Consider the following 13229-nt stretch of genomic DNA (forward strand, 5'->3'; position numbering starts at 1 on the left):
TGTTCCCTACAGGTAGGCTGACTGGGCGGCTTCGAGGCTGCCCTGGGCGCCCATGATCAGTTCACAGAACTCCCGCGCCGCACCTTCGCCACCGCGTGCCCGGGTTACGCCGTGGGCATGTTCGCGAACGAAGGGATCGGCGCTGGCCACGGCCATGCCCAGGCCGACACGTCGAATCACCGGCAGGTCGGGCAGGTCGTCGCCCAGATAAGCGACCTGCTCATAATGGAGTCCCAGTTCGCCGAGCAGTTCATCCAGCACTGCCAGTTTGTCTTCACGGCCCTGGTAGAGGTGGGGGATGCCCAGGTCCCGTGCGCGGCGTTCGACTACCGGTGTGGTGCGGCCGGTAATGATCGCGGTGCGTACGCCTGACTTCATCAGCATCTTGATGCCATGCCCGTCGAGGGTGTTGAACGTCTTGAATTCGCTGCCGTCGGTGAGGAAATACAAACGGCCATCGGTGAGCACGCCGTCGACATCAAAAATCGCCAGCTTGATGCGTTGGGCGCGTTGCTGCAGATCAGCGTTCATTACAGTACTCCCGCACGTAACAAGTCATGCATGTTCAGGGCGCCGATGGGCATGCCCTGGGCGTCGATGACCACCAAGCCATTGATCTTGTGGTCTTCCATGATTTTCAGCGCTTCGGCGGCGAGCATGTCGGCGCGAGCGGTCTTGCCAGGGCTGGTCATCACTTCGTCGATGCCGGTATTGCGCACATCGATGCCCTTGTCCAGGGTGCGGCGCAGGTCGCCGTCGGTAAAGACTCCAGCCAGACGGCCACCGGCCTCAAGCACCAGGGTCATGCCCAGGCCTTTCTGCGTCATTTCCAGCAGCGCTTCGCGCAGCGAAGTGCCTCGCTGTACGCGAGGAAGTGCGTCGCCGGAATGCATTACATGCTCGACCTTGAGCAGCAGACGACGGCCGAGGGCGCCGCCTGGGTGTGAAAACGCGAAGTCTTCGGCGGTAAAACCCCGGGCTTCCAGCAAGGCGATGGCCAGGGCGTCGCCCAGGACCAGGGAAACGGTAGTCGACGAGGTAGGCGCCAGATTCAACGGGCAGGCTTCCTGGGTGACGCTGGCGTCGAGGTTGACCGCGGCGGCTTGGGCCAGCGGCGAATCGGCTTTGCCGGTCATGCTGATCAGGGTGATACCCAGGCGTTTGATCAGCGGCAGCAAAGTAACGATTTCGGTGGTGCTGCCGGAATTGGACAGGGCCAGGACCACGTCATCACGGGTGATCATGCCCATGTCGCCGTGACTGGCTTCGCCAGGATGAACGAAGTAGGCCGTGGTACCGGTGCTGGCCAGGGTGGCGGCGATCTTGCGACCGATATGCCCAGATTTGCCCATGCCGACCACGACGACCCGGCCCTTGCAAGCCAGAATCAAGTCGCAGGCGCGAGTGAAATCGCCATTGATGCGGGCCAGCAGGGCTTCGATGGCTTGCAGTTCGAGGCGGATGGTGCGCTGGGCGGACTGAATCGGCGTGCTGGTATGAGTCATGGCAGGTCAGGTTGCGAATGAAAAGGCGGGGATTATAGCGACAAAGGTAAGGCGCCTCACGCTTTCAGGATGACAAAAGGTGTTACCTGGATTGCGTCGAGAAAAAATGTTCAATGGTATAGTGCGCACCGTTTCGCCCATTCTGTGGGCTGCTGTCCCACTTTGCGATACAGTGGCCCGCGTGAAACAAGGTCGTTTGCTAAGGAGGTTCGATGAGTGAGGCCAGTGCCTACGCGGTCGAGTTGCGTGAAGTCACGTTCAAGCGCGGAGCCCGGAGTATCTTCGATAAAGTGGATATCCGCATTCCTCGTGGCAAGGTTACCGGCATCATGGGGCCTTCCGGGTGCGGCAAGACGACGTTGCTGCGGCTGATCGCCGCTCAGCTGATGCCCGATAGCGGCGCCGTGCAAGTGAATGGCGTCAACCTGCCGGACCTGTCCCGCAGCGAACTCTTCGATATGCGCAAGCAGATGGGCGTGCTGTTTCAGAGCGGCGCTCTGTTTACCGACCTCGATGTGTTCGAGAACGTCGCCTTCCCCTTGCGTGTACATACGCAGCTACCCGAAGAAATGATCCGCGACATCGTCCTGATGAAGTTGCAGGCGGTTGGCCTGCGTGGCGCCATCGACCTGATGCCTGACGAATTGTCCGGCGGCATGAAGCGCCGGGTGGCCCTGGCCCGGGCCATCGCCTTGGATCCACAGATTCTCATGTATGACGAGCCTTTCGTTGGCCAGGACCCGATCGCTATGGGCGTATTGGTGCGCCTGATCCGCCTGCTCAACGATGCGCTGGGCATCACCAGTATCGTGGTCTCCCATGACTTGGCCGAGACGGCGAGCATTGCCGACTACATCTATGTGGTGGGCGATACCCAGGTGCTGGGCTTCGGCACGCCGGACGAATTGATGAAGTCCGATAACCCGCGTATTCGCCAATTCATGCAGGGCATCCCCGACGGGCCGGTGCCTTTCCATTACCCGGCGGACGATTACCGCGACGCATTGCTGGGGGGGCGCTCCTGATGCGCAAGGTCTCCGCTCTGGAGCGTATCCGCCTGCTTGGTAAAGCCGGCTTCGATGTGCTCGCTTCCCTGGGGCGTTCAACGCTGTTTTTAGTGCGCGTGCTGTTCGGGCGTGACGGCTTGGGCAACGGCTTTCAATTGCTGGTCAAGCAGCTGTATTCGGTGGGGGTGATGTCGCTGGCGATCATCGTCGTCTCCGGGGTCTTCATCGGCATGGTGCTGGCGCTGCAGGGCTACAACATTCTCAGCAGCTACGGCTCCGAGCAGGCGGTCGGGCAGATGGTCGCCCTGACTCTGTTGCGCGAACTGGGGCCGGTGGTCACCGCGCTGCTGTTTGCCGGCCGCGCCGGTTCGGCCTTGACCGCCGAGATTGGCAATATGAAGTCCACCGAGCAGTTGTCCAGCCTGGAGATGATTGGCGTGGATCCGCTCAAGTACATCATTGCGCCGCGCCTGTGGGCAGGTTTCATCTCCATGCCCTTGCTGGCCATGATCTTCAGCGTGGTGGGCATCTGGGGTGGCGCGCTGGTAGCGGTGGACTGGCTGGGTGTGTATGAAGGCTCCTACTGGGCCAACATGCAGAACAGCGTGCAGTTCGTCGACGATGTGCTCAATGGAGTGATCAAGAGCATCGTATTTGCCTTTGTGGTGACCTGGATTGCGGTGTTCCAGGGCTATGACTGTGAACCCACTTCCGAAGGTATCAGTCGTGCCACCACGCGTACTGTGGTGTATGCCTCGCTGGCCGTGCTCGGCCTCGATTTCATTCTGACTGCTTTGATGTTTGGAGATTTCTGATGCAAACCCGCACTCTGGAAATCGGTGTCGGCCTGTTCCTGCTGGCCGGCCTGTTGGCCTTGTTGCTCCTTGCGCTGCGCGTCAGCGGCCTGTCTGCCTCTGCGGGTGGAGACACCTACAAGGTGTATGCGAACTTTGACAATATTGCCGGCCTTACCATTCGCTCCAAGGTAACCATGGCCGGCGTGACGATCGGCAAGGTTACCGCCGTTGATCTGGATCGCGACAGCTACACCGGGCGCGTGACCATGGAGCTGGACAGCTCGGTGAACAACCTGCCGGTCGATTCCACCGCGTCTATTCTCACCGCTGGATTGCTGGGTGAAAAATACATTGGCATCAGTGTCGGTGGCGAAGAGGACGTGCTCAAGGATGGCGGTCGGATTCACGACACCCAGTCCTCGCTGGTGCTTGAGGATTTGATCGGCAAGTTTTTGCTCAACTCGGTAAACAAAGAGGCCAACTGATATGTCCGCCATGATTTCTGTCTTGCGTCGCGGTGCAGTGGTTCTGCTGGCTTGCCTGCCCCTGTGGGCCACGGCCGCGCCCGATGCGCAACAAGTCGTCCAGCAGACCGTGGATGAATTGCTGAACGATCTTAAGACCAACAAGCAGCAGTATCTGGGTGATCGCGAGGCCTTCTACCGTTCGCTGAACGATATTCTCGGTCCGGTCGTGGATGCTCGTGGGATCTCCCGCAGCATCATGACCGTGAAATATTCCCGCAGTGCCTCACCGGAGCAGCTGCAGCGCTTCGAAGACAACTTCAAGCGCAGCCTGATGCAGTTCTACGGCAATGCCCTGCTCGAATACGACAACCAGGGCATCCGCGTTTTGCCCAGCCGGCAAGCCAATGACGACCGCGCCAGCGTTGGCATGGAAGTGATCGGCAACAATGGCGCCGTCTACCCGGTGTCCTACACCATGGTCAAACAGGGCGATACCTGGCTGCTGCGCAACGTGATCATCAACGGCATCAACGTCGGCAAGCTGTTTCGCGATCAGTTCGCCGATGCCATGCAACGCAACGGTAACGACCTGGACAAAACCATCGACGGCTGGGCGGCTGTGGTCGAGCAGGCCAAGGACAGCGCCACCGGTCAGCAGGCAGGCGGGCAATGAGCAGCGCCAGTCTGCGCGAACACGCCGCAGGCGAGTTGCTGCTGGGCGGGGTGCTCGATGCCGACAGCGGACCGACCTTGCGTGCGCAGGGGCTGGCGCTGATCAAGGGCACCTCGGCAACGACAGTCACCGTTGATTGCTCCAGTGTGGAAAAGTCCAGCAGCGTTGGTCTTGCCTTGCTGCTGGCATTTATGCGCGATGCGGCGCAGCACGGCAAGGAGCTGCGTGTTCGCGCGTTGCCCGACGACATGCGCCAGATTGCCGAGGTGTGCCAGTTGCTGGAATTGTTGCCGCTGGAGGCGTGACGGCCTGACGCGAGTGAAACAGTACGGGCGGGCGGCGGAAGGGTTCGTCAGCCACCGCCGTAGCGGCCGTCCTTATGGACAGAGCCTTTTCGATGGACTGATGATCCCACCGTTGGGGTGCTCGGGGTTCGCAGCCCGTGGCCTTTTTTTGTATGATGCCCGACCGACGAGCCCAGGCTCCCCGCTATCAATGCAGAACACCAAACGAGGTTGAGCATGCAGGCCTTAGAAGTGAAGAGTTTCCTGGAAGCCCGACTGCCTGGTGTCCAGGTGGATGTGGAAGGGGAAGGCTGCAATTTTCAGCTGAACCTGATCAGCGACGAACTGGTGGCCTTGGGCCCGGTGAAGCGCCAACAGCAGATTTATGCACACCTCAATCCCTGGATTGCCGATGGCAGCATTCATGCCGTCACCATGAAATTCTTCAGCCGCGCCGACTGGGCCGAGCGTTCCTGAGCCTAACGGCGTCGAGAGACCTATGGACAAACTGATTATTACCGGCGGCCACCGTCTCGACGGCGAGATCCGCATTTCCGGTGCGAAGAACTCCGCGCTGCCGATCCTGGCTGCCACCTTGCTGGCCGAAACGCCGGTCACCGTATGCAACCTGCCCCACCTGCACGACATCACCACGATGATCGAGCTGTTCGGCCGCATGGGCGTGCAGCCGGTGATCGACGAGAAACTCAGCGTCGAAGTGGATGCCTCGAGCATTCAGACTCTGGTCGCGCCCTATGAGCTGGTCAAGACCATGCGCGCCTCGATCCTGGTGCTCGGTCCGATGGTCGCCCGTTTCGGGGAGGCCGAAGTGGCACTGCCCGGCGGTTGCGCCATTGGCTCGCGTCCGGTGGATCTGCACATTCGTGGTCTCGAAGCCCTGGGTGCCGAGATCGAAGTGGAAGGCGGCTATATCAAGGCCAAGGCTCCGGCCGGCGGTCTGCGTGGCGGGCGTTTCTTCTTCGATGTGGTGAGTGTCACCGGCACTGAAAACATCATGATGGCCGCCGCGCTGGCCAATGGCCGCAGCGTGCTGGAAAACGCCGCACGCGAGCCGGAAGTGGTCGACCTGGCCAACTTCCTCAACGCCATGGGCGCCAAGGTCAGCGGCGCGGGTACCGACACCATCGTCATCGACGGCGTGAAGCGCCTCGGTGGCGGTCGTTACAGCGTGATGCCCGACCGCATCGAGACCGGGACCTATTTGGTGGCTGCCGCTGCGACCCGTGGCCGGGTCAAGCTCAAGGATACCGATCCGACTCTGCTGGAGGCCGTGCTGGTCAAGCTGCAAGAGGCGGGCGCGCATATCAACACCGGCAAGGACTGGATCGAGCTGGACATGAAGGGCAACTGCCCGCGCGCGGTCAATGTGCGCACCGCGCCGTACCCGGCGTTCCCCACCGACATGCAGGCCCAGTTCATTGCCATGAATGCGGTGGCAGAAGGGGTTGGCACCGTGATCGAGACGGTGTTCGAAAACCGTTTCATGCACGTGTACGAGATGAATCGCATGGGCGCGCAGATCCTGGTGGAAGGCAATACCGCTATTGTGACCGGCGTGCCTGTCCTCAAGGGAGCTCCGGTGATGGCCACCGATCTGCGGGCGTCCGCCAGCCTGGTAATCGCCGCGCTGGTCGCTGAGGGCGAGACGTTGATCGATCGCATCTACCACATCGACCGTGGCTATGAATGCATCGAGGAAAAACTGCAGCTGCTCGGCGCCAAGATTCGCCGCGTTCCGAACTAACGCCGCATAGCGGGGGCCGCGCTCCCGCTTTTCGCTTTCAAGGATTGCTTTTCCATGCTCACCATCGCGCTGTCCAAAGGCCGCATTCTCGATGATACCCTGCCGCTGCTGGCAGCCGCCGGCATCGTGCCCACCGAGAACCCGGACAAGAGCCGCAAGTTGATCATCCCCACCACGCTGGACGATGTGCGTCTGCTGATCGTGCGTGCCACCGATGTGCCGACTTATGTCGAGCAGGGTGCCGCCGACCTGGGTGTGGCGGGCAAGGACGTGCTGATGGAGTTTGGTGGTCAGGGACTGTACGAGCCGCTGGACCTGCGGATCGCCAATTGCAAGCTGATGACCGCAGGCCGCATCGGCGCGCCTGAGCCCAAGGGGCGCCTGAAGGTGGCCACCAAGTTCGTCAATGTCGCCAAGCGCTACTACGCCGAACAAGGCCGCCAGGTGGATATCATCAAGCTGTATGGCTCCATGGAACTGGCGCCGCTGGTCGGCCTGGCCGACAAGATCATCGACGTGGTCGACACCGGCAACACGCTGCGTGCCAACGGGCTGGAACCCCAGGATCTGATTGCCATGGTCAGTTCGCGCCTGATCGTCAACAAGGCGTCGATGAAGATGCAGCATGCTCGTATCCAGGCGCTGATCGACACCCTTCGTGAGGCAGTCGAGCGACACCAAGGCTGATTTTTTACGACTTCCGGGTCGTGTGTCCGCCAGAAAGGGCGGATTGCCGAGAACGCAGGATGCACTCTTGGCCAGCCTATCCGTGTCATAGCCACTTTCTCGGGCGTCGATGCGGCGGGCTTGATAATGTGGTGGCCTGTTTGGTCAGTTCAATTGTTCAATTTCGGCGCCCGAGGCTCCGATACGGCGTTGCCGCTCCTTGCCATAGCCCTGCTATGACTCGTCGCGGCGCCTTGTCTCGGAACCTCGTGCATCCGAACTTGATTCAATCAACTAACCGCACAGGCCACTAACGACGTCCGAGCAATTGCCATTTATGAGGCCCGCCATGACCGATGCACTTTCCCTTCGCCGACTCAACGCTGCCGATGCGGACTTCAGCCGCCATCTGGATCATCTGTTGAGCTGGGAAAGCGTTTCCGACGACTCGGTCAACCAGCGAGTGCTGGAGATCATCAAAACCGTACGCGAGCGCGGCGATGCCGCCCTGGTGGAGTACACCCAGCGTTTCGATGGCCTGCAGGTCGCCTCCATGGCCGACCTGATCCTGCCCCGCGAACGACTCGAAGAAGCGCTGACCCGCATCACGCCAGAGCAGCGCCAGGCGCTGGAAACCGCTGCTGATCGCGTACGCAGCTACCACGAAAGACAAAAGCAGGACTCCTGGACCTACACCGAGGCCGATGGCACGGTGCTCGGCCAAAAGGTCACACCACTGGATCGCGCCGGTCTCTACGTGCCTGGCGGCAAGGCCTCCTATCCGTCCTCGGTATTGATGAACGCGATTCCCGCCAAGGTCGCCGGCGTGCCGGAGGTGGTCATGGTGGTGCCGACCCCGCGTGGCGAAATCAACGAAATGGTCCTGGCCGCGGCAGCGATTGCCGGTGTCGATCGGGTGTTCTGCATCGGCGGCGCCCAGGCCGTCGCTGCGCTGGCCTATGGCACCGAGAGTGTGCCGCCAGTGGACAAGATCGTCGGGCCGGGCAACATCTACGTGGCCACTGCCAAGCGCCACGTGTTTGGCAAGGTGGGCATCGACATGATCGCCGGCCCGTCGGAGATCCTTGTCGTCTGTGATGGCCAGACCGATCCGGACTGGATCGCCATGGACCTGTTTTCCCAGGCCGAGCACGACGAAGATGCGCAGGCGATTCTGGTCAGCCCGGATGCCGAGTTTCTTGATCGCGTGGCGGCTAGCATCGAAAAGCTGCTGCCGACCCTCGAGCGTGAGGCCATCGCGCGTACCTCGATCCAGGGCCGTGGCGCGCTGATCCAGGTGGCCGACATGGCTCAGGCCATTGAAGTGGCCAACCGCATTGCTCCCGAGCACCTTGAGCTGTCGGTGGAGAACCCCGAGCAGTACCTGCCGTTGATCCGCCACGCCGGGGCGATTTTCATGGGGCGCTACACCGCCGAAGCCCTGGGCGATTACTGTGCTGGCCCGAACCACGTGTTGCCGACCTCGGGTACCGCGCGCTTCTCCTCGCCGCTGGGCGTGTACGACTTTCAGAAACGCTCGTCGATCATCCATTGCTCAGCCGTAGGGGCTTCGGAGCTCGGCAAGGTGGCCTCGGTGCTGGCGCGCGGCGAGTCGCTGACCGCCCACGCGCGAAGCGCCGAATACCGGATCAAGAATTAAAAACGAAATAAACGCTGGAGGCTGGAGGCTGGACAAGGCACGCGCTGCTTCGTCCGACCTCCAGTCTCCCGCTTCTAGCGATTTCTGAGAGGAGACAAGGGCGTAATGAGCAAATTCTGGAGCCCCTTCGTCAAGGACCTGGTGCCTTACGTGCCGGGTGAGCAGCCCAAGCTGGCCAAGCTGGTCAAGCTCAATACCAACGAAAACCCTTACGGCCCGTCCCCCAAGGCGCTGGCCGCCATGCAGGCCGAGCTGAATGACAGCTTGCGCCTGTACCCGGACCCCAACGGCGAGCGCTTAAAAAACGCAGTGGCCGAGTACTACGACGTGCAAGCCAACCAGGTGTTCGTTGGCAACGGCTCTGACGAGGTGCTGGCGCACATCTTCCACGGCTTGTTTCAACACGACCAACCGCTGCTGTTCCCGGATATCACCTACAGCTTCTATCCGGTGTACTGCGGCCTTTATGGCATCGATTTCCAAACCGTGGCGCTGGACGATGAGTTCCAGATCCGCGTCGCGGACTACGCACGGCCCAACGGCGGCATCATTTTCCCCAACCCGAATGCGCCGACCGGACGTGTTCTCGCTCTGGAGGCCATTGAGCAGATTCTGCAGGCCAGCCCGGATTCCGTGGTGGTGGTGGATGAAGCCTACATCGATTTCGGCGGACAGAGCGCCGTTGCATTGGTGGAGCGTTACCCGAATCTGCTGGTAACCCAGACCTTGTCCAAGTCGCGCTCGCTGGCTGGGATGCGCATCGGCCTGGCCATCGGCAATGCCGAACTGATCGAGGCGCTGGAACGGATCAAGAACAGCTTCAACTCATTTCCGCTGGATCGCCTGGCCATTGTTGGCGCCGCTGTGGCCTTCGAGGACCGTGAGTATTTCGAAACCTGCCGGGAGAAGGTGATCAGTAGTCGTGAGCACTTGATCAGTGAGTTGAGTGGCCTGGGCTTCGACATCCTGCCCTCGGCTGCCAACTTCATCTTCGCTCGCCATCCGCTCAAGGATGCCGCCGAATTGGCCGTTGGCCTGCGCCAGCAGGGCGTGATCGTGCGGCACTTCAAGCAGGCGCGCATCGAGCAGTTCCTGCGCATCTCCATTGGGACGCCGGAGCAGAATCAGGCGTTGGTGGACGCGCTGCGGGAGCTGTAACGCAATGCACCCGACCGGTACCGCAAGGTTGCGGTGCCGGTCGGAACTGGCTAGTTATTGCTGTTGGTCGACACCGGTGGGCGCATGCCGATTTCGGCCGTCATTTTCATCGGCTGGCCATTGCGAAGCACGTCAATGCGCAGCTTTTGACCCGGCTTGGCGCGAGCCACCTGGTTCATGGCGCTGCGTCCATCGCTGGCGGGTTGGCCGTCGATACTGAGGATAAGATCGCCTGGCTGCAGGCCGGCGCGTTGCGCCGGACCACCGCGATACAGGCCGGCGACCACAACGCCAGGACGGCCTTCCAGGCCAAAGGATTCGGCCAGCTCAGGCGTCAGGGGCTGCACTTCGATGCCCAGCCAGCCACGGATGACCTGGCCGTTTTCGATAATGGCCTGCATCACCTCCAGCGCGAGTTTGACCGGGATGGCGAAGCCAATACCCTGAGAACCGCCTGATTTGGAAAATATCGCGGTATTGATGCCAATCAGATTGCCATGGGCATTGACCAAGGCGCCGCCGGAGTTGCCAGGGTTGATCGCTGCGTCGGTCTGTATGAAATCCTCGTAGGTATTCAGGCCCAGCTGGTTGCGGCCCGTGGCGCTGATGATACCCATGGTCACGGTCTGGCCGACGCCGAACGGGTTGCCGATGGCCAGGGTCACGTCGCCGATGCGGATGTCGTCGGAGCGCCCCAAGGTAATGGCCGGCAGGTTGGGCAAGTCGATCTTGAGGACTGCAAGGTCGGTCTCAGGATCGCTGCCGATCACCCGAGCCACCGTCTCGCGACCATCCTTGAGAGCCACCACGACCTGGTCGGCACCTGCGCTGACATGGTTGTTGGTCAGCAGGTACCCTTCCTTGCTCATGATCACCGCCGAGCCCAGGCTGGACTCCAGGCGGCGCTGACGCGGCAGGTTATCACCGAAGAAGTGACGGAACATCGGGTCCTGAATCAAGGGATGATCGGGCTTGTTGACCAGCTTGGTTGTGTACAGGTTGGCCACCGCGGGGGCCGCGCGGTCCACAGCAAGGGCGTAGGAAACCGGCCCTTCGTTGGGGCGTGTCGAGAGCGGCGCCTGGCTGAGACGTACGTCCTGTGTCGGCAGGCCCACCCATTCCGGGTTGCGTTCGATCAGCAGCAAAGCCAGCAGAACCCCGGCGAGCAAGGGCCAGCCGATATACCCGAGGGTTGTGGGCATTGCTGCGGCATCTGGGCGTCGCCAGACCGAAGAAGCTCGCAGCGTGACATTTCGCCAAGAGGCGGGCATCCACCGTCTGGGGTCAAGAGTTGCCTGAAGCCAGGCAAGGCGTTTCAAGGCAACTGAATGCAGCGGCGGTAGACTTCGCTTTCTCAATACACGCGACCTTGTTTAGAGCAGGGTAAAGGGCAAGCATTATACGGAGGCGCCTGAAAAGAAGGAGCCGCCCGTCTATTAAAAGGAACTGGAAATGACAATAGAACTCAGCGCCCTGGTCAAACGGGCCGACCATTATCTCAATGCGGCGAAGATAGCTGATTACTGCCCTAATGGACTGCAAGTTGAGGGGCGCGGTCACGTGCGCAAGATAATCAGCGGGGTAACCGCCAGCCAGGAGCTGATTGATGCAGCGGTGGCCGCCGAAGCCGACCTGATCCTTGTCCATCATGGCTACTTCTGGAAGGGTGAAAACCCCTGCGTGGTGGGCATGAAGCAGCGCCGGCTGAAAACCCTGCTGCAGCATGATATCAGCCTGCTGGCTTACCACCTGCCGCTGGACGTACACCCCCTGGTGGGCAACAACGTGCAGTTAGCCGAGCGCCTGGGCATCGCTGTCGAGGGGCCGCTGGAGCCAGAGAATTCACGCAATGTGGCGCTGGTGGGCAGCCTTCCTGAAGCGCTGAGTGCGGCAGAGTTTGCGGCCCGGGTGGCGAGCGTGCTGGGACGCGAGCCGTTGCTGGTGGATAGTCAGAAGCCGATTCGCCGGGTTGGCTGGTGCACGGGGGGTGGCCAAGGCTACATCGACCAGGCCATCGCCGCGGGGGTCGACCTGTACCTGACCGGCGAAGCGTCGGAGCAAACCTTCCACAGTGCAAGGGAAAATGGCGTGAGTTTTATCGCTGCTGGCCACCATGCCACTGAGCGTTATGGCGTGCAGGCGTTGGGCGATTACCTGGCGCGGGAGTTCAATATCGAACACGTGTTCACCGACTGTCCGAACCCCATATGAGTGATATATAGCTATATCGTTTTGTTCTAATTGCTCTTTTTGTTAGAAGAGTTGCCTGTGATATCGTGCGGCCTCGTCCACGGCCCGCTGGCCGTAACTGCAATTCGTGAGTAGCCATGGTCGATAAACTGACGCACCTCAAACAGCTGGAAGCGGAAAGCATCCATATCATTCGTGAAGTGGCCGCCGAATTCGATAACCCGGTAATGCTGTATTCCATCGGTAAGGATTCCGCGGTCATGCTTCACCTGGCGCGCAAGGCGTTTTTCCCCGGAAAGCTGCCGTTTCCGGTGATGCATGTCGACACGCAATGGAAGTTTCAGGAGATGTACCGTTTCCGCGACAAGATGGTTGCCGAAATGGGCTTGGACTTGATTACCCACGTCAATCCGGACGGCATCGCCCAGAACATCAATCCTTTTACCCACGGCAGTGCCAAGCACACCGACGTAATGAAGACTGATGGCCTCAAGCAGGCACTGGACAAGTACGGCTTCGACGCCGCGTTCGGTGGCGCGCGTCGCGATGAAGAGAAGTCCCGAGCCAAGGAACGCGTGTATTCCTTCCGCGATAGCAAGCACCGCTGGGATCCGAAGAACCAGCGGCCCGAGTTGTGGAGCATTTACAACGGCAAGGTGAAGAAGGGCGAATCGATCCGCGTTTTCCCGCTGTCCAACTGGACTGAGCTGGATATCTGGCAGTACATCTATCTGGAAGGGGTCCCGATCGTGCCGCTGTACTTCGCCGCCGAGCGCGACGTGATCGAGAAAAACGGCACGCTGATCATGATCGACGACGAGCGCATTCTTGAACACCTCAGCGACGAGGAAAAGACGCGTATCCAGAAGAAAATGGTGCGCTTCCGTACCCTGGGTTGCTACCCGCTGACCGGCGCGGTGGAATCTAGCGCCAGCTCGCTGCCCGAAATCATCCAGGAAATGCTCCTGACCCGCACTTCCGAACGCCAGGGCCGGGTCATCGACCATGACGGCGCTGGGTCGATGGAAGAAAAGAAACGTCAGGGCTATTTCTAGGG

Annotated in this window: 15 protein-coding genes; 12 read left to right on the top strand and 3 right to left on the bottom strand. The window is 60.8% G+C overall.

The window, feature by feature from the left end:
• Window positions 1-6: 6 nt before the first annotated feature.
• Both ACTV8E_RS12965 and ACTV8E_RS12970 read right to left on the bottom strand, forming a co-directional pair.
• A complete protein-coding gene (locus ACTV8E_RS12965; RefSeq protein ID WP_251834849.1) occupies window positions 7-531 on the bottom strand; it encodes a KdsC family phosphatase in 525 nt (174 codons plus the stop codon).
• Window positions 531-1505 carry a KpsF/GutQ family sugar-phosphate isomerase gene (locus ACTV8E_RS12970; RefSeq protein ID WP_443199747.1) on the bottom strand — a complete coding sequence of 325 codons (975 nt, stop codon included), beginning with the start codon at window positions 1503-1505 and terminating at the stop codon, window positions 531-533. The genes ACTV8E_RS12965 and ACTV8E_RS12970 overlap by 1 nt, the downstream gene beginning before the upstream one ends.
• 212 nt (window positions 1506-1717) lie before the next feature.
• Here ACTV8E_RS12970 and ACTV8E_RS12975 point away from each other — a divergent pair, with 212 nt between their 5' ends.
• From ACTV8E_RS12975 to hisC, 10 genes are all read left to right on the top strand, one after another.
• Window positions 1718-2530, top strand: coding sequence for an ATP-binding cassette domain-containing protein (locus ACTV8E_RS12975; RefSeq protein WP_273536616.1), 813 nt, complete (start codon window positions 1718-1720; stop codon window positions 2528-2530).
• Complete coding sequence (mlaE, locus tag ACTV8E_RS12980) at window positions 2530-3327, top strand: lipid asymmetry maintenance ABC transporter permease subunit MlaE (RefSeq protein WP_443199748.1); 798 nt, start codon at window positions 2530-2532, stop codon at window positions 3325-3327. Before ACTV8E_RS12975 ends, mlaE begins: the two co-directional genes overlap by 1 nt.
• Window positions 3327-3794 carry an outer membrane lipid asymmetry maintenance protein MlaD gene (gene mlaD, locus ACTV8E_RS12985; protein WP_251834853.1) on the top strand — a complete coding sequence of 156 codons (468 nt, stop codon included), beginning with the start codon at window positions 3327-3329 and terminating at the stop codon, window positions 3792-3794. Before mlaE ends, mlaD begins: the two co-directional genes overlap by 1 nt.
• A 10-nt stretch (window positions 3795-3804) precedes the next feature.
• A complete protein-coding gene (locus ACTV8E_RS12990) occupies window positions 3805-4449 on the top strand; it encodes an MlaC/ttg2D family ABC transporter substrate-binding protein (RefSeq protein WP_251835349.1) in 645 nt (214 codons plus the stop codon).
• Window positions 4446-4754, top strand: coding sequence for an STAS domain-containing protein (locus ACTV8E_RS12995; RefSeq protein WP_251834854.1), 309 nt, complete (start codon window positions 4446-4448; stop codon window positions 4752-4754). The genes ACTV8E_RS12990 and ACTV8E_RS12995 overlap by 4 nt, the downstream gene beginning before the upstream one ends.
• 216 nt (window positions 4755-4970) lie before the next feature.
• Entirely contained in the window at window positions 4971-5210 is a 240-nt protein-coding gene (locus tag ACTV8E_RS13000; protein ID WP_251834855.1) for a BolA family protein, read from the top strand.
• Window positions 5211-5232: 22 nt separating this feature from the next.
• Window positions 5233-6498 carry a UDP-N-acetylglucosamine 1-carboxyvinyltransferase gene (gene murA / locus ACTV8E_RS13005; protein WP_251834856.1) on the top strand — a complete coding sequence of 422 codons (1266 nt, stop codon included), beginning with the start codon at window positions 5233-5235 and terminating at the stop codon, window positions 6496-6498.
• Window positions 6499-6552: 54 nt separating this feature from the next.
• Window positions 6553-7185 carry an ATP phosphoribosyltransferase gene (gene hisG, locus ACTV8E_RS13010; protein ID WP_251834857.1) on the top strand — a complete coding sequence of 211 codons (633 nt, stop codon included), beginning with the start codon at window positions 6553-6555 and terminating at the stop codon, window positions 7183-7185.
• Between the two features lie 328 nt (window positions 7186-7513).
• A complete protein-coding gene (gene hisD / locus ACTV8E_RS13015; protein WP_443199749.1) occupies window positions 7514-8824 on the top strand; it encodes a histidinol dehydrogenase in 1311 nt (436 codons plus the stop codon).
• 105 nt (window positions 8825-8929) lie between these two features.
• Window positions 8930-9982, top strand: coding sequence for a histidinol-phosphate transaminase (hisC, locus tag ACTV8E_RS13020; protein ID WP_443199750.1), 1053 nt, complete (start codon window positions 8930-8932; stop codon window positions 9980-9982).
• A gap of 50 nt (window positions 9983-10032) precedes the next feature.
• Here the strand turns inward: hisC and algW are convergent, their stop codons facing one another.
• Window positions 10033-11184: a Do family serine endopeptidase AlgW gene (gene algW / locus ACTV8E_RS13025; protein ID WP_251834860.1), complete on the bottom strand. Its 1152-nt coding sequence runs from the start codon at window positions 11182-11184 to the stop codon at window positions 10033-10035.
• A 250-nt stretch (window positions 11185-11434) separates the two neighbouring features.
• Between algW and ACTV8E_RS13030 the strand changes: the two genes are divergently transcribed.
• Both ACTV8E_RS13030 and cysD read left to right on the top strand, forming a co-directional pair.
• The gene (locus tag ACTV8E_RS13030) at window positions 11435-12193 is read left to right on the top strand and encodes a Nif3-like dinuclear metal center hexameric protein (protein ID WP_443199751.1); all 759 of its coding nucleotides are present in this window, start codon (window positions 11435-11437) and stop codon (window positions 12191-12193) included.
• 116 nt (window positions 12194-12309) lie between these two features.
• Window positions 12310-13227, top strand: a complete 918-nt coding sequence (gene cysD, locus ACTV8E_RS13035) for a sulfate adenylyltransferase subunit CysD (protein ID WP_443199752.1) — start codon at window positions 12310-12312, stop codon at window positions 13225-13227.
• The last annotated feature ends 2 nt before the right edge of the window (window positions 13228-13229 follow it).

This window comes from Pseudomonas sp. B392_1p (assembly GCF_052245235.1).
Classification (GTDB): Bacteria; Pseudomonadota; Gammaproteobacteria; order Pseudomonadales; family Pseudomonadaceae; genus Serpens; species Serpens gallinarum.